This window comes from Kurthia sp. FSL E2-0154 (assembly GCF_038003625.1).
Lineage (GTDB): Bacteria > Bacillota > Bacilli > Bacillales_A > Planococcaceae > Kurthia > Kurthia gibsonii.
Genome location: NZ_JBBOPO010000001.1, coordinates 1265658 through 1285671, shown reverse-complemented (window position 1 = coordinate 1285671; position 20014 = coordinate 1265658). Strand labels below are relative to the sequence as shown.

The 20014-nt window shown below is 37.7% G+C and carries 16 protein-coding genes; 15 read left to right on the top strand and 1 reads right to left on the bottom strand.

What is annotated here, in order from left to right:
* The first annotated feature begins 70 nt into the window (after positions 1–70).
* From dxs to MHB75_RS06260, 8 genes are all read left to right on the top strand, one after another.
* Positions 71–1975, top strand: coding sequence for a 1-deoxy-D-xylulose-5-phosphate synthase (dxs, locus tag MHB75_RS06295; RefSeq protein ID WP_336663602.1), 1905 nt, complete (start codon positions 71–73; stop codon positions 1973–1975).
* Positions 1975–2796, top strand: a complete 822-nt coding sequence (locus tag MHB75_RS06290) for a TlyA family RNA methyltransferase (RefSeq protein ID WP_068452984.1) — start codon at positions 1975–1977, stop codon at positions 2794–2796. The genes dxs and MHB75_RS06290 overlap by 1 nt, the downstream gene beginning before the upstream one ends.
* 183 nt (positions 2797–2979) lie before the next feature.
* A complete protein-coding gene (gene ahrC, locus MHB75_RS06285; protein WP_068452987.1) occupies positions 2980–3429 on the top strand; it encodes a transcriptional regulator AhrC/ArgR in 450 nt (149 codons plus the stop codon).
* Positions 3430–3467: 38 nt separating this feature from the next.
* Entirely contained in the window at positions 3468–5162 is a 1695-nt protein-coding gene (gene recN / locus MHB75_RS06280; protein ID WP_340996563.1) for a DNA repair protein RecN, read from the top strand.
* A 237-nt stretch (positions 5163–5399) separates the two neighbouring features.
* Positions 5400–6194: a sporulation transcription factor Spo0A gene (spo0A, locus tag MHB75_RS06275; RefSeq protein ID WP_087680241.1), complete on the top strand. Its 795-nt coding sequence runs from the start codon at positions 5400–5402 to the stop codon at positions 6192–6194.
* An 83-nt stretch (positions 6195–6277) separates the two neighbouring features.
* Positions 6278–6502 (top strand): hypothetical protein, encoded by a 225-nt coding sequence (locus MHB75_RS06270; RefSeq protein ID WP_141273367.1) that lies wholly within the window; start codon positions 6278–6280, stop codon positions 6500–6502.
* 309 nt (positions 6503–6811) lie between these two features.
* Positions 6812–8380, top strand: a complete 1569-nt coding sequence (locus MHB75_RS06265) for a DUF342 domain-containing protein (RefSeq protein ID WP_340996559.1) — start codon at positions 6812–6814, stop codon at positions 8378–8380.
* Positions 8373–8972 carry a glycerophosphodiester phosphodiesterase gene (locus MHB75_RS06260; RefSeq protein WP_340996556.1) on the top strand — a complete coding sequence of 200 codons (600 nt, stop codon included), beginning with the start codon at positions 8373–8375 and terminating at the stop codon, positions 8970–8972. Before MHB75_RS06265 ends, MHB75_RS06260 begins: the two co-directional genes overlap by 8 nt.
* Here the strand turns inward: MHB75_RS06260 and MHB75_RS06255 are convergent.
* On the bottom strand, positions 8933–9868 hold the full coding sequence (locus tag MHB75_RS06255; protein ID WP_141275137.1) for an IS30 family transposase: 936 nt from the start codon (positions 9866–9868) through the stop codon (positions 8933–8935). The genes MHB75_RS06260 and MHB75_RS06255 overlap by 40 nt on opposite strands.
* Positions 9869–10333: 465 nt before the next feature.
* Here MHB75_RS06255 and lpdA point away from each other — a divergent pair, with 465 nt between their 5' ends.
* The 7 genes from lpdA (at position 10334) to meaB (ending at position 19978) form a co-directional block, all read left to right on the top strand.
* Entirely contained in the window at positions 10334–11737 is a 1404-nt protein-coding gene (lpdA, locus tag MHB75_RS06250) for a dihydrolipoyl dehydrogenase (protein ID WP_141273373.1), read from the top strand.
* 12 nt (positions 11738–11749) lie between these two features.
* Entirely contained in the window at positions 11750–12739 is a 990-nt protein-coding gene (locus tag MHB75_RS06245; protein ID WP_340996552.1) for a thiamine pyrophosphate-dependent dehydrogenase E1 component subunit alpha, read from the top strand.
* Positions 12739–13725 carry an alpha-ketoacid dehydrogenase subunit beta gene (locus tag MHB75_RS06240; protein ID WP_340996551.1) on the top strand — a complete coding sequence of 329 codons (987 nt, stop codon included), beginning with the start codon at positions 12739–12741 and terminating at the stop codon, positions 13723–13725. The genes MHB75_RS06245 and MHB75_RS06240 overlap by 1 nt, the downstream gene beginning before the upstream one ends.
* 13 nt (positions 13726–13738) lie before the next feature.
* Positions 13739–14992 (top strand): dihydrolipoamide acetyltransferase family protein, encoded by a 1254-nt coding sequence (locus tag MHB75_RS06235; RefSeq protein ID WP_340996549.1) that lies wholly within the window; start codon positions 13739–13741, stop codon positions 14990–14992.
* Positions 14993–15066: 74 nt separating this feature from the next.
* Positions 15067–16767: a methylmalonyl-CoA mutase family protein gene (locus MHB75_RS06230; RefSeq protein WP_340996548.1), complete on the top strand. Its 1701-nt coding sequence runs from the start codon at positions 15067–15069 to the stop codon at positions 16765–16767.
* Positions 16764–18911, top strand: coding sequence for a methylmalonyl-CoA mutase (gene scpA / locus MHB75_RS06225; RefSeq protein ID WP_141273383.1), 2148 nt, complete (start codon positions 16764–16766; stop codon positions 18909–18911). The genes MHB75_RS06230 and scpA overlap by 4 nt, the downstream gene beginning before the upstream one ends.
* Positions 18911–19978, top strand: coding sequence for a methylmalonyl Co-A mutase-associated GTPase MeaB (gene meaB / locus MHB75_RS06220; RefSeq protein ID WP_340996545.1), 1068 nt, complete (start codon positions 18911–18913; stop codon positions 19976–19978). Before scpA ends, meaB begins: the two co-directional genes overlap by 1 nt.
* Positions 19979–20014 lie beyond the last annotated feature (36 nt).

The window sequence follows — 20014 nt, the reverse complement described above, 5'->3', positions numbered from 1 at the left end:
ATGACTGTTATAATAGTGAAAAAAGTCGTGTGAGTAAAATCAATGATAAAAGTAAAGGTGTGTGATGGTGGTGGATTTAAACACAATATCTAGTCCATCCTTTCTGAAAAATTTGAATAAAAAACAATTGCAAGATTTAGCGGTTGATATTCGCAAATTTTTAGTTGAAAAGTGTTCTGTAACAGGTGGACATATTGGACCAAATCTAGGTGTAGTTGAATTAACAATTGCGCTACATCGAGTATTTAATAGCCCGCAAGACAAGTTCTTATTTGATGTTGGGCATCAAGCATATGTGCACAAAATTTTAACAGGTCGTGCGGATCAATTCGATACGTTACGTCAGTATAAAGGTTTATGTGGTTTCCCAAAACGTAATGAGAGTGAGCATGATGTGTGGGAGACTGGTCATAGTTCAACTTCTCTGTCAGCGGCTATGGGCATGGCAGCTGCACGTGATGTTCAAGGAAAACATAATCATGTCGTTCCGATTATTGGCGATGGTGCATTAACAGGTGGAATGGCACTTGAAGCACTGAATCATATCGGACATGAAAAAACAAATATGACCGTTATTTTAAATGATAATGAGATGTCAATTGCACCGAATGTAGGCGCTTTACACAATATGCTGTCTCGTATGCGTACAGCCACACCTTATAATCGTGCAAAAGATGATTTTGAAGGTTTATTAAAACGTATTCCAGCAGTAGGTGGACGTTTAGCTTCAACAGCAGAGCGTGTAAAAGATGGTTTGAAATATTTAGTGGTACCAGGCATGTTCTTTGAAGAATTAGGTTTTACTTACTTAGGACCGATTGACGGTCACGATTTTGAAGCACTTGAGTCAACATTATTAAATGCGAAACGTACTGAAGGTCCTGTAATCGTTCATGTGATTACGAAAAAAGGTAAGGGCTATTCACCAGCAGAAAATGATAAAATCGGAAATTGGCATGGTACGGGTCCTTACAAAATGGAAACAGGAGATTTTGTTAAATCGTCTGTTACAGCACCAGGTTGGTCAAAACTAATTGCAGATACTGTAACACGTATTGCGCGCGAAGATGATCGTGTTGTAACGATTACACCTGCGATGCCAGTTGGTTCGAAATTAGAAGGATTTGCGAAGGAATTCCCGAAACGCTTCTTTGATGTTGGTATTGCAGAGCAACATGCAACAACGATGGCAGCAGGGATGGCAGCAGAAGGTTCAAAACCGTTCTTATCAATATACTCGACATTTTTACAACGTGCATACGATCAAATGTTACATGATATTTGTCGTCAAAACTTAAATGTATTCGTTGGAATTGACCGTTCAGGTTTAGTTGGAGCAGATGGCGAAACACATCAAGGTGTATTCGACATTAATTTCCTTCGCTCAATGCCAAACATTGTCATTATGATGCCGAAAGATGAAAATGAAGGTCAACATATGGTGCAAACAGCTTTAGCATACGATGAGGGCCCAATTTGCTTACGCTATCCACGTGGTAATGGTTTAGGTGTTCCAATGGATGAAGAATTAAAAACGTTACCAATCGGTAGTTGGGAAGTATTAAAAGCAGGAACGGATGCAACGATTCTAACATTTGGTACAACAATTCCAATGGCAGAAGCAGCAGCAGAAAAATTAGCCGAACAAGGTATTTCAGTTGAAATTGTCAATGCTCGCTTCATTAAACCAATGGATGAGGAAATGCTACATCGCATTTATCAAACAGGTCGCCCTGTTTTAACAATTGAGGAATCGATGCTACAAGGTGGATTTGGTAGTGCTGTATTAGAGTTTGCGAATGATCATGGCTATGACACAAATCAAACAGAACGTATGGGTATTCCAGATGAATTCATCGAACATGGAAGCGTAGATTTATTAATGCGAGACATTCATTTAACAGCAGAAGAAGCTGAGAAACGTATTACAAAGCTCGTACATCAAAAAAGAGAACAAGAAGGTCTAAAATCATAATGGCAGACAAAGTACAAAAAGAGCGCGTAGATATTTTACTCGTTCAACGCGGTATGTGTGAAACACGTGAAAAAGCAAAACGTTTAATTATGGCGGGACAAGTTTTCTCTAAAGAAGTTCGCGTCGATAAAGCAGGAGAGAAAATACCAGCAGACCAAGATTTAACAATTAAAGGTCAACAACTGAAATATGTCAGTCGTGGTGGTCTAAAGTTAGAAAAAGCACTTGAGATTTTCGACTTTACGGTGGAAGGAAAACTGATGCTAGATATCGGTTCTTCAACAGGTGGTTTTACAGATTGTGCGTTACAGAACGGCGCGCGTCATTGTTACGCTTTAGATGTTGGTTCAAATCAACTCGCTTGGAAGATTCGTTCAGATGAACGCGTTACGGTAATGGAGAAAACCAATTTCCGTTACGTAACTGCACCTGATTTAGTCGAGGGTTTACCAGAAGTGGCAACAATCGATGTATCATTCATTTCACTCGAACTAATTTTACCTGTATTAAAAACATTATTGATGCCTGGTGGCGATGTGATGGCTCTTGTTAAACCACAATTCGAAGCAGGTAAAGAAAATGTCGGTAAAAAAGGTGTCGTACGCGATGCGAAAATTCATTTAGAAGTACTTGAAAAAGTAGCGGATTTCGCAGAGGAACTAGGGTTTGTTTTAAAAGATGCTTCTTATTCACCAATTACAGGTGGAGAAGGAAATATCGAATTCTTATTCCATCTTTACAATCCGCATACTACTGAAGAATTAGAACGTTCGTGTGATTTACAAGCAGTTGTAAAAGAAGCACATGCACAATTAAAATAAAGTAGCTAAAAATCGAAAAACACTTTCAGAGAATCAGAAGGTTCTTTGAAGGTGTTTTTCCATGAATAAATGCCTAAATAAAAGAAGAAGAAAATAGATAAAAGATTCGTTTTTTCTTGTTATTTCATTGAATAGATGATAACTTTAGGTTGACAGGCATAAATATGCATAGAGGTGAATGATATGAATAAAAGTCAAAGACATATTCGTATTCGTGATATGATTGCGAATCGAGAAATTGAGACACAAGATGAACTAGTCGACTTATTAAAAGAAGCAGGCTATAACGTGACACAAGCAACAATCTCACGTGACATTAAAGAATTACATCTAATCAAAGTACCATTACAAGATGGACGTTATAAATATAGCTTACCAGCAGACCAACGTTTTAATCCTGTACAAAAACTACATCGTGCGTTAGCAGATGCTTTTGTATCGATTGATGGGGCAAGTCATTTCCTCGTTATGAAGACATTACCAGGCAACGCACATGCGATTGGCTCATTATTAGATCACTTAGATTGGACGGAAATTTTAGGTACAATCTGTGGAGATGATACAATCATGATTTTATGTCGTGAAGAATCAATGCGTGAAGTAGTGAAAAATCGTTTACTAGAGATGTTATAAGAACTGCTAGAGAGAAGTATTGAGGGGTGTGACACATCGTGTTAAAAGAATTATCCATAAAGAATTTTGCCATCATTGATGCATTAACCGTCGAATTTCAAGAAGGATTAACTGTATTAACAGGCGAAACAGGTGCGGGTAAGTCAATCATCATTGATGCGGTACAACTTTTAGCAGGGGGGAGAGGTTCTCAAGAGTTTATTCGCCATGGTGCTAAAAAGGCAGAGCTTGAGGGCCTTTTTACGTTGCCTGAAGAACCGCATCCTGCTTATGATAAGTGTAAAGAGTTAGGAATTGAAATTGATGAAGGTATCATTATTTTGCGTCGCGACCTAAACGATACAGGAAAGAGTGTTTGTCGTGTAAACGGTAAAATGATGCCACTGAATATGTTACGTGAAGTGGGTTCGACATTGATTGATATTCATGGGCAACATGAATCACAAGAATTAATGGACGATAAACAGCATATCCATTTACTCGATCAATTTGCGGGTGATGCGATAATCGGAGAAAAAGAGCGATATGCATCGCTATATGAACAATATCGTACATTGAAAAGCGAATTAGCAGCACTATCGCTTGGTGAACAGCAAATCGCTCAAAAAATTGATTTATACGCATTCCAAATTAAAGAGATTGATGCATGTAAGTTTAAAGAGAATGAAGAAAATGAATTAATGGAAGAGCGTCGTCGTTTAAATAACTTCCATAAAATCTTTGAAGGTAGTTCTCACGCACATGAAGCCATTCTTGGTGAATCTAAAGGGCTTGATTGGATTGGGCAAGCGATGTCTGATTTAGAAGATGTTGCGAATGTAGATGAACAGTTCAAAGAACAATCTATGGCCGTATCAGACGCGTTCTATGTTTTACAGGAAGCTGCTTTTTCATTAAAGAATATTTTAGATGAGATGGAATTTGATCCAGAAAGATTAAATGAAGTAGAGCAACGCCTCGCACTTATTCAAAATATGAAGCGAAAATACGGACATAGTTTAGCGGATATTTTAGCGTATCGCAATCAAATTGGTAAAGAGCTAGAGACGCTTGAAAATAGCGATGAAAATATCCAAAAGAATGAAAAACGCTTAAAAGACTTAGAAAAGCAACTAGCTGAACAAGCAGAAAGGCTAACAGTTATCCGTAAAGAATATGGTGTTCAATTAGCTGAGAAGATTATGACGCAATTACAAGAGTTGTATATGGAACGTGCAACACTGATTGTGCAAATCACACCGTCACATACATTTGATGCGATGGGTAGCGATGAAGTTATCTTCTATATTTCAACGAATGTAGGGGAGCCACCAAAGCCACTGACGAAAATTGCGTCTGGTGGTGAGCTATCGCGTATTATGATTGCTCTTAAAACCATCTTTTCATCTACAATGGGAATTACGTCCATCATTTTTGATGAGGTTGATACAGGCGTAAGTGGCCGTGTAGCGCAAGCTATTGCGGATAAAATTTCACTAATCTCTGTAAATTCACAAGTGCTTTGTATTTCGCACTTACCACAAGTGGCGGCGATGGCTGATCATCATTACTATATTCAGAAACAAGAAGAAGATAATCGTACATTCACATCGTTATGTGAATTAGTAGAAGATGATCGAATTGACGAGATTAGTCGTATGATGTCAGGTGAAGTCGTGACGGAAAAAACATTCCAACATGCAAAAGAACTAGTTGAAATTGCAGAAGAACATAAACAACGCCGTATCATATAACTACTATTAAGACATTGTAAACAAGTACGAATGAATTGTTTACAATGTCTTTTTTATCTGAAAAATAAACAAAAGTTTCATTCAACACGCGAAAAAAGTGTTATAATACATATAAATTACATGAAAATAAAACAATTGTTTTATAAGAAAATGGGTAATGACATTTTGTTTTGAAATGAATTTTGATACAATAAATGCATTGTGAAATGTTGAGTGAAAACCTAAGGAGGAAAAAAGATGACGCAGATTAAGGTAGCCATTGCAGATGACAACCGCGAACTTGTAGCCACATTAGAAAAATACTTGCAAAAAAATGAAGGAATACAAGTAATTCATACTGCTTCAAATGGTAAACAGTGCTTAAAAATGCTGGAGGAAGAAATCCCTGATGTGCTAATTTTAGATATTATTATGCCTCACTTAGATGGTTTAGCTGTTTTAGAAGAGATACATAAAAATGAGCAATGGAAAACGATTGAAGTGATTATGTTAACAGCTTTTGGACAAGAAGATGTTATGAAACAAGCGAGTGACTTTGGTGCTGCTTACTTTATGTTAAAACCTTTTGAGATGGATCGTTTAGAGTCGAAGATTATTCAATGTGCAGAACGTGCAAAAATGAAACAAACAAAAGCACGTGAAATTATTGAAATTGATTTACCTGAGACATCAGATAAGCATACATTAGATGCACGTATTACATCTATCATTAAGGAAATAGGTGTACCAGCTCATGTAAAGGGATATGGCTATATTCGTGAAGCTATTCAATTAGTCTATAATAATCCAGATTTATTAAGTTCAATTACAAAAGCGTTGTATCCAGCTATTGCAGAAATATTTGAAACAAAACCAACACGTGTAGAACGTGCCATCCGAAATAGTATTGAGATTGCGTGGGGACGTGGCAATCATGACGCCGTATCCAAGCTATTCGGTTACACCTCACACCATATGAAACAAAAACCAACGAATTCAGAGTTCATCGCCATGGTCGCAGAAAAGTTACGCGAAGAATTAGTAGAAGTATAAGTCATCTTATGAAAAAGCAGCAGCTCGTTCAATTAGAACTGTTTGCTTTTTTTTGTGAATATAAGTAAGGAAAGAGGAGAGATATGTTTTATATTAGTTCGCTAGTAGGTTTAATGGTACTTTTGTATAGTATATGGAAGCATCATTCTTTAGGGATATATCTTGGTTTTGTTATAGTACTTACAACACTTTTTCTATGGGTTTGGGGTGCAAATGTCTTTTTATTAGCTATACCTGTTCTTTCAATGATTAGTAAAGAGGCTATAGAGAAAATACAAGATAAGAAAAATCAAACATCTCAAATATAGGTCTAAAAGCATTCATTTTTCAGAAAGAGTCGTGAAAAATGTATTAGTTTTTTGCGAGGTGGGTATGATAAAGATAGTTAGGTTTTTCTATGTTATTATATACGAAAAATAGGTACAGACTACATTTGGATAATAATAACCAATAAGAATAGTGAAAAAATAGGACTATTTAGTCAAATAAAACTAAATTTGAAAAAAATAAAAAAACAGATAAGCATATAGAAATATTCTAGTGTAAAGGTCTTTAGAAGTTAGATAAATGCACGATATTAAGCATACAGACTTTTACACAAGGAGAGGGTGAAAAACATGGAACTTTATAAAGATCAGCATATGGAAATTATCTCAAGAGACAATAAAGTTTTTGTGAAAAAACATCAAGAACATTATACAATGAAGGATTTTGAGACTTTGTTAAAAGAATTTCCACGAATTAAACTGACAAACTTTATGGAATTAAAAAACCTCTTCAATCAACAGAATGGTGATTTTGTAGAAATAGGTGTTTTATTACCTGAAATGGATATTCAAATCTCAAAAGATGCAATGACTGCTAATATTTTATTTTACGAAGATCCGAAAAAAATTAGTAACTCTGAAGATGAATTGAATCTTAAAATTAAAGAAATTGCTGCATCTATTGGGATTGAGTACGGTCTGAAACGAATCTTATGGGAAGAACTTGAGAAGAAAAAACATGTGATTGCGGAAGGGAAAGAGCCTGAAGATGGTGTAGATGCAAAAATCACGTATTTTCAAAATCCAACGCGCAGACCAAAAATTGGTTTAGATGGTCGAGCAGATTTTTCCGATATGAACTTTATTTTTGAAATTGAAAAAGACGCTTGGCTAGGTGAGAAAATACCGGCATCTGAAGGAATACCGGGTATGAATGTATTGGGAAAAGAGATTCCCGCAAAAGCAGGGAAAGACCTTATTTTAAAATATAATCCAGAATCTGTTTATGAAAGTGAAGAAAACGGAAAGATTATTATCCGTTCTAAAACAGCAGGTGTATTGGATGATTCAAACGGTCTGATTAGTATTTTACAACATCTCGAAATTAAAACAGATATTGGTGTAGAAACTGGTAATATTGTGTTTAATGGTTCTATTGCAATTAAGGGAACTGTTTTACCAGGCTATTCAGTAAAAGCAACAGGTGATATTTCGATTGAAGCAAAAGAAGGCGTATCTGGCGCTGACTCGATTGAATCAACAGGCGGCGATATTTATATTCGTGGTGGTGTATTTGGTCATTCAAAAACAGTCATTCGAGCAGGTGGAAGTGTCTTTTTAAAACATGCGAATGAAGCAACGATTTATGCTGAAAATGAAATTTGTATCGAAATGTATGCAATAGGTTCAAATTTATCAGGAAGAATTGTACGTTTAGACGGTGTGAATGGGAAAATTATTGGTGGTGTGACAGAAGCGACATCGTATATCCATACAGCAATCGCTGGAAATCAACACGAAAGACGTACAGAGTTAATTATTTATACCATTGACCAGAAAGAAAAAATGGGTGAAGTACGCTATAAAGCAGGGAAAATAAAAGAAATTGAACAAGAGATGGGTGTGCTTGAAAGTCGTGTCATTCAATTACAACCATTAACGAAACAGATGAATGCACAACAACTAGAAGTATTTGAAGATACAAAATATAAATATGAATTAAAAAAATCAGTTGTAATCCAGTTGAATTATGAAATTCAAACCATTTTAAAACAATTAAGTGAGATTGAAAAAGAATGTGTGGAAGTAACAAAAATAGCATTTGAAGGAACGATTATTAAGATTGGTAAACGTTCATCTATGTTAAAAACACGTACAAATGGTGTATTTAAAATGGAGAATGGAGAATTGAATGTATAGATTGCCTATTTATGCACATCGTGGTTGGACAAAATGTGAACCAGAAAATACATTAGAGGCGATGAAGGAGGCCATGATACAAACTGCAGCAGATGGAATTGAGTTTGATTTACAACTGACGAAAGATCGTATTGCAATTGTTACACATGATCTTAATTTAAAACGAATGTTAGGTATTTCTAAATGCGTAAACGATTGTACACTTAACGAAATAAGAAGTCAGAAGATTAAGCGAAGTCGTCATTGTATTAATACATTTTCAGAATTATTAGCATGGGCTATCCCAAATAAAGTACCAATGAATATTGAACTCAAAGAATCGTTTATCGGACGAACTGCTGATCTTGAGATTGTTGTAAAAAAGACGCAACATTTATCAAGTGTACATTACTCCTCTTTTCATCTAGAAGTGTTACAACAAGTAAAGGTAATGAATCCAACAGCAGAAGTAGCGTTTATTCCGAAACGCAAATTTGATTGGACGCGCTTAAATGATTTACCTTGGATTGATGCATTACATGTGAATAAGCATTTTTTCTATAAGATAGTTTGTCAAATTAAGTGCAACAGTTCTTCTTCAAACGCCTCGTAGGCTGTTTTCCATCCAAGACATTTTCTTGGGCGATTATTGATAAGTTGAAGCGCTTGCTCCATCTCTTTTTCAGTTACGTGATCGAAATTTGTTTTCTTCGGGAAGAATTCTCGTAAAAGACCATTACTATTTTCGTTACTGCCACGTTGCCAAGACGAGTAGGCATCCGCAAAGTAAACTTGAATATTTAAGTCCTGTTCGAGAACTTTGTAACAGCTGAATTCTTTCCCGCGATCCGTTGTCGCTGTTTGAATGGCACCTTCAGGTAATTGTTTGTGTAACCGTTTTACTGCCGTCTCCATCGAAGCCGCAGAACGATTGGGAATTAATACACCGAAATACCAACGTGTTTTACGCTCAATAAATGTAGCCACGCAGCCCTTTGCTTTCCCACGTCCAGAAACAACGGTATCTAATTCCCAATGTCCAAATGTCTCCCGTTTCCGAACTTCTAGTGGTCGTTTAGAAATAGGGGTACCAATATTGAAGCGACCTCTTGTTTCACGAAGCTTTCGTCGTTTTCCTTTTTGCCGAAGCATCGTTAAAGGTACCTCGAGTAAGCCCTCATAAATCCAGCGATAAATGCTTTTAAAACTCAGCTTTCCTGCATATAAGCGACCGACGATTTGTTCAGGCGACCACGTTTTCCCCAACTTTTCTTGAACAGCTTTTTTTAAATCGTCCGTTAACTTACGCTTAGCACCACAGTTTGATTTATTTACCTGATAGCGTATTTGGGCTTCTTCAGCCGTACAGTTTTGATGGCGACGTAGCTCTCTAGAAATTGTAGAAGGGGCCCGATGGATTCGCTTGGCAATCGCACGGATGGAGTAACCTAATTCAAGATAAGTTTCTATTTTCGAACGTTCAGATATGGTAAGATGAGTGTAGCTCATAACGATTCCTCCTTCTATGTTTGGTGTGGTAACTAACATTGTATACGAGGTCGTTATGAGCTTCTTTCATTTTGACTTATAGGTGTTGCGCTTAATATTACAATTCGTCTATTTTAATGCAACGCTAGTGATATCACAAAATAAAGTTAATAATTGTCAAGAACACAGTTTTTAGTTAGAATTAGAACAAAGAAGAAAATATGTGTGTAAAATAGAAAAAATAAGTATTTAAACACAATTTTCTGACAATTTAAGAGCGGATAATGATAAAAAATTAAACGCAAATACAAGTAAGAATGTTTTTTATCAAGTATATTATAAATGTCATATCATGTCATATGACATTTATGATAGGAAGAATAAGTATTATTATGATATAACAGATAGTGAAGGTATTTGACCTAAAATGATAAAAAAGCAGTTGTGACAAGAAGTAAAAATAGTGATTTTATGGAGGTATGACAGATGGCAAATGAATACGATTTAGTCATTTTGGGCGGCGGACCTGCGGGATATGTGGCAGCCATTCGTGCAGCGCAATTAAAGTTAAAAGTGGCGATTGTCGAAAAAGAAAAACTAGGTGGAACCTGTTTACATAAAGGTTGTATCCCGACAAAAGCGCTATTAAAGAGTGCCGAACAATTACGTTCTCTTAAAAAAGCGCACGATTTCGGAATCGAATTAACATCGTATGGATTCAATTATCATATCGCACATGAAAGGAAAAATGCTGTAGTCGCACAATTAGAAGCAGGTATTCAAGCATTAATGAAAAAAGGGAAGATTGATGTATATACAGGTACAGGTCGCATATTAGGTCCTTCTATTTTTTCACCACTTCCTGGAACTGTATCAGTGGAATATGGTGAAGATCTTGAAAATGATATGCTCGTACCGAAAAATTTATTGATTTGTACAGGCTCGAAACCACGCACACTACCGTCTATGCCATTTAATCATACGACGATTTTAAGTTCAGATGATTTAGTTCTACTTGATACATTACCAAAGAATATGGCAATTGTTGGTGGCGGTGTAATCGGAATTGAATGGGCATCTATGTTACATGATTTAGGTGTAAAGATTACAATCTATGAAGCATTTGAGCGTATTCTACCTTCAGAAGATGAAGAAGTAGCGAAAGAACTTGTGAAAAATTTTGAAAAACGTGGCATTCAAGTTGTGACAAATGCGAAAATTTCAAATGTGGAAGCAACAGATGAACAAGTGATATTCCATGTGAATGAAGAAGTAAAAACATTCGAAAAAGTGCTAGTCGCAATTGGTCGACAAGCAATTACAGAACAAATTGGATTAGAAAATACAGATATCCAGTTAGAACAGCAGTTTATTAAGGTGAATAAATATATGCAAACAAAAGAAGCACATATCTATGCAGCAGGCGACGTAATTGGTGGTATTCAATTAGCACATGTAGCATCTCATGAAGCCATTCATGCAGTTGAACATATGGCGGGATTAAAACCAGATACACGTGTCGTGCATATGCCAAGTTGTGTTTATAGCTATCCGGAGATTGCCCATATTGGATTAAATGAAAAACAAGCAAAAGAACAGTTTAACAAAGTTGTCGTCAAAAAATTCCCATTAAAAGCAAATGCAAAAGCACTGGTTAATGGTGATGATTTCGGTTTTGCGAAGATGATTGTAGATGAAGAAACAGATGATGTACTAGGCGTTCATTTAATTGGTGACCATGTAACAGAATTAATCGCTGAATCAAGTTTAGCCTTTAATCTAGATGCTTCATCATTTGAAATTGGACATACGGTACATCCGCATCCAAGTGTGAGTGAAGTGATGCAAGAAGTCGCATTAGCAATTAAAAACGAAGCAATTCATTACTAGGAGGTTTTGATTATGACAGTTTCACATAAAGAAGCAAATTTAACAGATCAACAAGCATTAGATATTTATTTCAGTATGTTGCGCGCAAGACGTGTCGATGAACGCTTATGGTTATTAAACCGTTCAGGTAAAATTCCATTTGTTATTTCGTGTCAAGGACAAGAAGCTGCACAAATCGGCGCTGCATATGCACTTGATTTAACGAAGGATTATTTAGCACCGTATTACCGCGATTTAGGTGTGGTATTAGAAGCTGGAATGACAATTCAAGATGTTATGTTAAATGCTTTTGCGAAAGCAGAAGATCCAAACTCAGGTGGTCGTCAAATGCAAGCGCACTGGGGACAACGTAAAAATCGTATTTTATCAGGTTCTTCGCCTGTTACAACACAAGTTGTACATGCAGCAGGTGTCGCACTAGCAGGACGTATGAAGAGAGATGACTTTTACACATTTGTTTCACTGGGTGAAGGTTCATCCAATCAAGGTGATTTCCATGAAGGATTGAACTTTATCGGTGTTCATCAACTTCCGGTTATTACATTCGTAGAAAATAATCAGTATGCGATTTCAACACCATATAATCGTCAAGTAGCGAGTGCAACAGTCGCACAACGAGCAACAAGTTATAATATGCCAGGTGAGGTAGTGGACGGTACAGATCCAATCGCTACGTATATTGCTGTGAAAAAAGCACGTGAATCAGGTAGGCCAGCATTGATTGAAGCGCTTTGCCAACGATTGACGCCTCATTCATCAGATGATGATCACCGTATTTATCGTACGACAGAAGAATTAGAAGATGATAAACAAAAAGATGGTTTACATCATTATGAGCAGTATCTAGTGGAACAAGGACTGTTAACAGAAGAATTAAAAGCAGAAATGGAAGCGACATTAAAACGTGAGATTAATGAAGCGACTACGTATGCAGAACAAGCACCATATGGTTCAGTAGAAGATAATCTACGTTATGTCTATGCGGAAGGGGAGAAGCTATAATGAGAACGATTTCCTATATTGAAGCAATTAATGAAGCGATGCGCGAAGAAATGCAGCGAGATGAAAATGTATTTGTACTAGGTGAAGATGTTGGGAAAAAGGGCGGGGTGTTTCGTGCAACAGATGGTCTTTACGATGAATTCGGTGAAGACCGCGTTTTAGATACACCATTAGCAGAGTCAGCTATTGCAGGTGTAGCAGTGGGAGCGGCAATGTATGGTATGAAACCAATTGCAGAAATGCAGTTTGCAGATTTCATTTTACCAGCAGTCAACCAAATTATTTCAGAAGCAGCTAAAATGCGTTATCGTTCAAATAATGATTGGAGTTGTCCATTAGTTGTTCGTGCACCATTTGGCGGCGGGGTACATGGTGGTTTATATCACTCGCAATCAGTAGAGGCGATTTTTGCTAATCAACCAGGTTTAAAAATTGTTGTTCCTTCAAACCCAGCAGATGCAAAAGGACTTTTAAAAGCAGCGATTCGCGACCCAGATCCAGTTCTTTATTTCGAACATAAAAAAGCATATCGCCTACTTAAAGGTGAAGTGCCAAATGAAGATTATGTTGTGCCAATCGGTAAAGCTGACGTGAAACGCAGTGGTGAGGATTTAACAGTTATCACATATGGTTTAATGGTCGACCAAACATTAAAGGTGGCAGAAGAGTTACAAGAGGAACAAGATATCTCTGTACATGTTCTCGATTTACGCACAATCTATCCACTCGATCAAGAATCGATTATTGAAGCAGCACGTAAAACAGGTAAAGTCTTATTAATTACAGAAGATAATAAAGAAGGAAGTATTATTGGAGAAGTCGCAGCGATTGTTGCAGAACATTGTCTATTTGATTTAGACGCTCCAATTAAGCGACTGGCAGCACCTGATGCCCCATCGATGCCGTATGCACAGTCTTTAGAAAAAGATTTCATGGTAACACCAGACCAAATCGAAGCAGCAATTGTCGAATTAGCTGCATTCTAAGGAGGAAGAATACATGTTAGAGTATATTAAAATGCCCCAACTCGGTGAAAGTGTTACAGAAGGAACAATCGACCGCTGGTTAGTAAAGCCAGGCGATACAGTTGAACAGTATGATTCCATTGCAGAATTAACGACAGATAAAGTAACTGCTGATCTTCCTTCTCAATTATCAGGAACGATTCAAGAGATTTTGGTTCCTGAGGGTGAGACTGTTGCAGTTGGTGAAGTCGTATGTTCGATTGTTGTTGCACATGGAGAAGTAGCAACACCTGCTGAGTCACCGTCATCTTCATCAGAAACAACTAAATCTGTAGCAGCAGCACCACAATCAGCTCCGAAACGCTCAGCTGATCAGAAAAAGCGCGTGTCACCTGTTGTTGGAAGACTAATTGATGAATATCATTTGAATATTGATTTAATAGAAGGAACAGGTGCAGGTGGACGTGTAACACGTAAAGACGTGTTGCGTGAGATTGAATCGGGCATTATTTCGTCACAATTAACGCATGAAGAAAAACCAACAACACGTGATACACAAGTAAAAGAGGCAATTCCAGAAGAAAATGGTGATGTGATTATTCCGGTATCTTCGATTCGTAAGACAATTGCGAAACGTATGGTAGATAGCGTGACGCAAATTCCACATGCTTGGATGACCATTGAAGTGGATGTAACAGAATTAGTTAAATTACGTAATGCACATAAGAAGCAATTCAAAGAGCAAGAAGGATATAATTTAACGTATTTTGCTTTTTTCGTAAAAGCAGTTGCACAAGCGTTGAAAGAATATCCAATGCTTAATTCTGTTTGGAAAGGCGATACAATCGTTCAGAAGAAAGCAATTAATATGTCGATTGCAGTGGCTTCAGATGATGAGTTATTCGTTCCAGTTATCCAAAACTGTGACCAATTGTCCATTGCAGGCATTGCAAGTCAAATTGCGATTTTAGCTGAAAAAGGACGTAAAAAACAGTTGAATGTAAAGGATATGTCAGGTGGAACATTTACGGTAAATAATACGGGTTCATTTGGTTCTGTTCATTCAGCAGGAATTATTAATGCACCACAAGCAGCAATTTTACAAGTGGAATCGATTGTGAAACGACCTGTCATTATAGGCGATGGTATGTTCGCTGCACGCGATATGGTGAATTTATGTCTATCTTTAGATCATCGAGTTTTAGATGGAATGATTTGCGGGAAGTTTCTAGCTCGTGTTAAAGAATTGCTAGAAAATATGACGATTTCAAGCACTTCTGTTTATTAGAAAAAGTCAGAAAACCGAATTGTTGCGGTTTTCTGATTTTTTTTTACTTTTCCGTTCACCTTTTCTTGTGTAAAATGGAAGATAGAATCATTGAAGGGGGGAAGCGTCAACGCGTCCATATGACAAACATGAGAGAAGTAACATTTGAACAAGCAACTTATGCTGACTGGAAAAAAGCAGCAGAAGGAGCATTAAAAGGTAAACCATTTGAATCTTTGTTGACTAAAACAATCGAGGGGATTACACTCGAGCCACTCTACACAAGAGAGAGTTTGTTTGAAAAGATTGATGGTAAACTGGAGGAACAAATTTCGACGATTCGCACAATGAAAGTTGAAGGTGCTTTTGGGGTAGCACAGGCAGCCTATGGTGAGAATATTGAGGCATTCATCGCACAAGCAAAAGATGCGCTTCAACGTGGAAATCAATATGTAACAGTTGGAAAGGTAGCATTTGAGTGGACAGAAGATGCATTAAAGCAATTAGGTGCATTACTATCAGCTCACCCATTCCGTTTAAATATAGAAGATGAAGCTGTACTTGGTGTGTTCGAATTCATCACAAATAAAGAACAAGTAGGTTATGTACAATCAACACAACCAATTGACTTACCTGATTTTCCGAATGTTCGTACATTCAATGCGAATGTATTATCAGCACATTATGAAGGTGCAACATCTATACAAGAATTAGCGATTGCACTTGCACAAGCAGCAGAATTCATGAAAGGTGCTTCTTTTGAAGAAGTAGAGAAGAAGTTCTTCGCTTCATTTGCATTAGATACACACTTCTTTATGGCAATTGCTAAAATCCGTGCTTTCAGAGTATTATGGAAAGCGTTTGCAAAAGCGTACGGTGTTGAGACACCACAACCAGTTCATATCGCTACGGAAACATCACTTCGTTCATTTTCGAAGTTAGACGTTTACGTGAATTTACTGCGCGCTGGAAATGAAGCGTTTTCAGCAGTAATCGGTGGAGCAGACTTACTAACAGTTCATCCACATAACATTTTAACTGCACCAACGAATCAATCGGTTCGTATTGCACGAAATGTTGCACTTGTGATTAAAGAAGAATCACAAGTAACGAAAGTAATCGACCCTTCAGGTGGTTCATACTTTATCGAAACATTAACACATGACCTTGTAAAAGAAGCATGGGCTTACTTCTTGAAAATTGAAGAAGCAGGTGGCTACGAGGCAGCAAGCGAGATGATTGAAGCGGATCTTCAAGCTTCATGGTCTGAACGCATTGAAAAAGTGAAAAAGCGTAAAACGGTATTAGTTGGTACAAATAATTATGCAGATGCAACAGAAGAAGTACCTGCTGAAACATTTGTCGAAGTAAATCGTTTAGCACAGCCATTTGAAGAGTTACGTGTGACATTCAAAGAACATCCGATGAAGGCACAAATTTTAACATACGGTGAGCTAAAAACGACAAAACCACGTACAGACTTTGTAAAAGGCGTGTTAGCAACGGCTGGTATCGTACCAGAAGTAACAGAACCAACAGCCGATTTAACAGAAATCGTGCATATGTTAACGACAACAACAGCAGACTATGTTGTCCTTTCAGCAACAGATGAAGATACAAAAGCAGTTATGGAAGCATTACTTGCTGCAAAACCTGAACACGTCATCTTTGATGTGGCGGGTAAGTTTGATGCGAACTGGACGGAAAAAGGCTTAAATGGTTATATCTTTGCAGGGTTAAATATTTATGAAAAACTAACAACTGTTCACGCAAGCATGAAGGAGGTTCAACGATGAGCAATCCAACATTCCACAAAATTGACATCGATGAAGTATTAACGAAAGAACCATTTGAAACGACGCAAGAAACATTTATGACGAATGAAGAAATTCCTGTAAAACCTGTTTATACAGCTGTAGATAATGAAGGTTTACAACATCTAAATGATGTAGCAGGGATTGCACCCAATACACGTGGACCATATCCAACGATGTATGTAGGTCGTCCATGGACGATTCGTCAATATGCAGGTTTCTCAACAGCGGAAGAATCAAATGCTTTCTACCGCCGAAATCTTGCGATGGGACAAAAAGGTCTTTCAGTTGCCTTTGACTTAGCGACACACCGTGGTTATGACTCAGATCATCCGCGTGTAACAGGTGATGTTGGTAAAGCGGGTGTTGCAATTGACTCAGTTGAAGATACAAAAATCTTATTTGATGGCATTCCACTCGATCAAATGTCTGTATCGATGACAATGAATGGTGCTGTACTTCCAATTCTTGCGTTTTACATTGTAACAGCAGAAGAACAGGGCGTTACACCAGACAAATTAGCAGGTACGATTCAAAACGATATTTTAAAAGAGTACATGGTGCGTAACACGTACATCTACCCACCTGAAATGTCGATGAAAATCATTGCAGATATTTTTGAATATACGTCAAAATTCATGCCGAAGTTCAACTCGATTTCAATTTCGGGCTACCATATTCAAGAAGCTGGTGCGACGAATGATATTGAGTTAGCTTATACATTAGCTGACGGTTTAGAATACGTGCGTACAGGTTTAAAGGCAGGAATCGATATTGATAAGTTTGCTCCGCGTCTATCATTCTTCTGGGCGATCGGTATGAACTATTACATGGAAATCGCTAAAATGCGTGCAGCACGTCGTATTTGGGCACAAATGATGTCAACATTTAACCCAAAAAATCCAAAAACATTGGCGCTTCGTACACACTCACAAACATCTGGATGGTCATTAACAGAACAAGATCCGTTCAATAATGTGACACGTACGTTAATTGAAGCGAATGCGGCAACGATGGGGCACACACAATCACTTCATACAAATGCATTAGATGAAGCGATTGCATTACCAACGGACTTCTCAGCGCGTATTGCACGTAATACACAGCTATTCTTACAAGAAGAAACAACGATGACAAAAGTGATTGATCCATGGGGTGGTTCATACTATGTCGAGAAGCTAACAGATGAACTAACACAATCAGCATGGAAACTAATTAATGAAGTGGAAGAACTTGGTGGTATGGCGAAAGCGATTGAAACAGGTTTACCGAAAATGAAAGTTGAAGAAGCTGCAGCAAAACGTCAAGCGAAAATTGACTCAAAAGCAGAAACAATTATTGGCGTCAACCGTTACCGTTTAGATGAAGAAGAACCTATTGAAATTTTAGATATTGATAACACATTAGTACGTCAATCACAAATTGACCGTATTAATAAAATGAAAGCAGAACGTGACGAAGCAGAAGTGAAACGCCATTTAGCACGTCTAACAAAAGCAGCAGCAGATGGCAGTGAAAACTTATTAGCTGTAGCAGTTGATGCAGCGCGTGCGCGTGCGACATTAGGTGAAATCTCAGATGCAATTGAAGAAGTATCAGGTCGTCATAAAGCTGTTATTCGCTCAATTAGCGGTGTATATGCTTCAAACTATTCAGATGCAGATGCCATCAAAGAAATTAAAGAAATGACAGATGAATTCTTAGAAAATGAAGGTCGTCGTCCACGTATTCTTGTAGCAAAAATGGGACAAGATGGACATGACCGCGGTGCGAAAGTTGTTGCAACAGCGTATGCTGACTTTGGTTTCGACGTGGATATTTCACCACTGTTTATGACACCAGAAGAAGCAGCAATTATGGCTGTAGAAAATGATGTTCACTGTGTTGGCGTATCGTCATTAGCAGCAGGTCATAAAACACTTGTACCTGAATTAATTGCAGAGCTTAAAAAATTAGGTCGTGAAGATATCGTTGTCATCGTTGGTGGTGTTATTCCAGCACAAGACTATGATTTCTTATATGAAGCAGGAGCAGCAGCAATTTTCGGACCTGGTACGGTATTGCCAATTGCTTCTCAAAAAATGATCGAAATTATCTACGAACGTTTAGGTTACGAAGAAGCATAATGTCTGAAAAAGAATCAGCGCTTTTTGTACAACCAGGTGTAAAAGCGAGTCATGATGGAATGCAAAAATCCAAAAGACGTAAATTTATTAAAAAGCGTACACCGATTGCGATTGACGAATTAGCTACAGATGTACGAAGCGGTTCGAAATTACATCTTGCCAAGGCCATTACACTACTTGAGAGTGCAAATATCGATGATAAAGCAGAAGGACAGGCGCTATTAAAAGAACTGCTGCCGCATACAGGGAAGTCGATTCGAATCGGCATTACCGGTGTGCCAGGAGCAGGGAAGAGTACGTTCATCGAAACCTTTGGAAAGATGTTAATTGAACAAGGGCATCGCGTAGCAGTACTTGCGATTGATCCAAGTTCTTCGATTACAGGCGGGAGTATTTTAGGCGATAAAACACGTATGGAAGAATTATCGCGTGACCCACGTGCCTATATTCGACCATCTCCTTCTGCTGGAACGCTTGGCGGTGTGCATAAAAAAACACGTGAAACGATGTTGCTTTGTGAAGCAGCAGGGTATGATGTGATTTTAATTGAGACTGTCGGTGTTGGACAGAGTGAAACCATTGTACGCGGTATGGTAGATTTTTTCTTGCTTCTTGTATTAACAGGAGCAGGAGACGAGTTACAAGGTATGAAAAAAGGGATCATGGAATTAGCAGATACGATTGTCGTGCATAAAGCGGATGGTGATAATGTACGAAATGCACGTAAGACCGTTGCAGAGTATAAGCAAATCTTACATTTGCTACAACCTGCAACGCCGCATTGGACGACAAAAGTGATGTCAGCTTCCTCTTATGAAAATAAAGGGCTCGACAAAGTATGGGAGACGATTGAAGCATTCAAAGAGCAGGCACTTGAAAATGGTGTTTGGTTGAATCGCAGAAATCATCAAACAACCGATTGGTTCCGCTCAATGATTTTAGACCGTCTGGTAGATGATTTTTACGGTACGCAAGGCAAAAAAGAAATCGTACAAGCCTTAGAAAAAGAGATTTTAAAAGGTGAATTAACCGTTTCGCAAGGAATTGAAACACTTTTTAAACCATAGTAAAAAGCAGTGATGTCACAGTGCATCGCTGCTTTT

What these genes read in the sequence shown, in the direction of transcription:
- MHB75_RS06290 (WP_068452984.1), top strand. Translation starts at nt 1,975, where the DNA reads ATGGCAGACAAAGTACAAAAAGAGCGCGTAGATATTTTACTCGTTCAA.
- ahrC (WP_068452987.1), top strand. Translation starts at nt 2,980, where the DNA reads ATGAATAAAAGTCAAAGACATATTCGTATTCGTGATATGATTGCGAAT.
- spo0A (WP_087680241.1), top strand. Translation starts at nt 5,400, where the DNA reads ATGACGCAGATTAAGGTAGCCATTGCAGATGACAACCGCGAACTTGTA.
- MHB75_RS06270 (WP_141273367.1), top strand. Translation starts at nt 6,278, where the DNA reads ATGTTTTATATTAGTTCGCTAGTAGGTTTAATGGTACTTTTGTATAGT.
- MHB75_RS06265 (WP_340996559.1), top strand. Translation starts at nt 6,812, where the DNA reads ATGGAACTTTATAAAGATCAGCATATGGAAATTATCTCAAGAGACAAT.
- MHB75_RS06260 (WP_340996556.1), top strand. Translation starts at nt 8,373, where the DNA reads ATGTATAGATTGCCTATTTATGCACATCGTGGTTGGACAAAATGTGAA.
- MHB75_RS06255 (WP_141275137.1), bottom strand. Translation starts at nt 9,868, where the DNA reads ATGAGCTACACTCATCTTACCATATCTGAACGTTCGAAAATAGAAACT.
- lpdA (WP_141273373.1), top strand. Translation starts at nt 10,334, where the DNA reads ATGGCAAATGAATACGATTTAGTCATTTTGGGCGGCGGACCTGCGGGA.
- MHB75_RS06245 (WP_340996552.1), top strand. Translation starts at nt 11,750, where the DNA reads ATGACAGTTTCACATAAAGAAGCAAATTTAACAGATCAACAAGCATTA.
- MHB75_RS06240 (WP_340996551.1), top strand. Translation starts at nt 12,739, where the DNA reads ATGAGAACGATTTCCTATATTGAAGCAATTAATGAAGCGATGCGCGAA.
- MHB75_RS06235 (WP_340996549.1), top strand. Translation starts at nt 13,739, where the DNA reads ATGTTAGAGTATATTAAAATGCCCCAACTCGGTGAAAGTGTTACAGAA.
- MHB75_RS06230 (WP_340996548.1), top strand. Translation starts at nt 15,067, where the DNA reads ATGGAAGATAGAATCATTGAAGGGGGGAAGCGTCAACGCGTCCATATG.
- scpA (WP_141273383.1), top strand. Translation starts at nt 16,764, where the DNA reads ATGAGCAATCCAACATTCCACAAAATTGACATCGATGAAGTATTAACG.
- meaB (WP_340996545.1), top strand. Translation starts at nt 18,911, where the DNA reads ATGTCTGAAAAAGAATCAGCGCTTTTTGTACAACCAGGTGTAAAAGCG.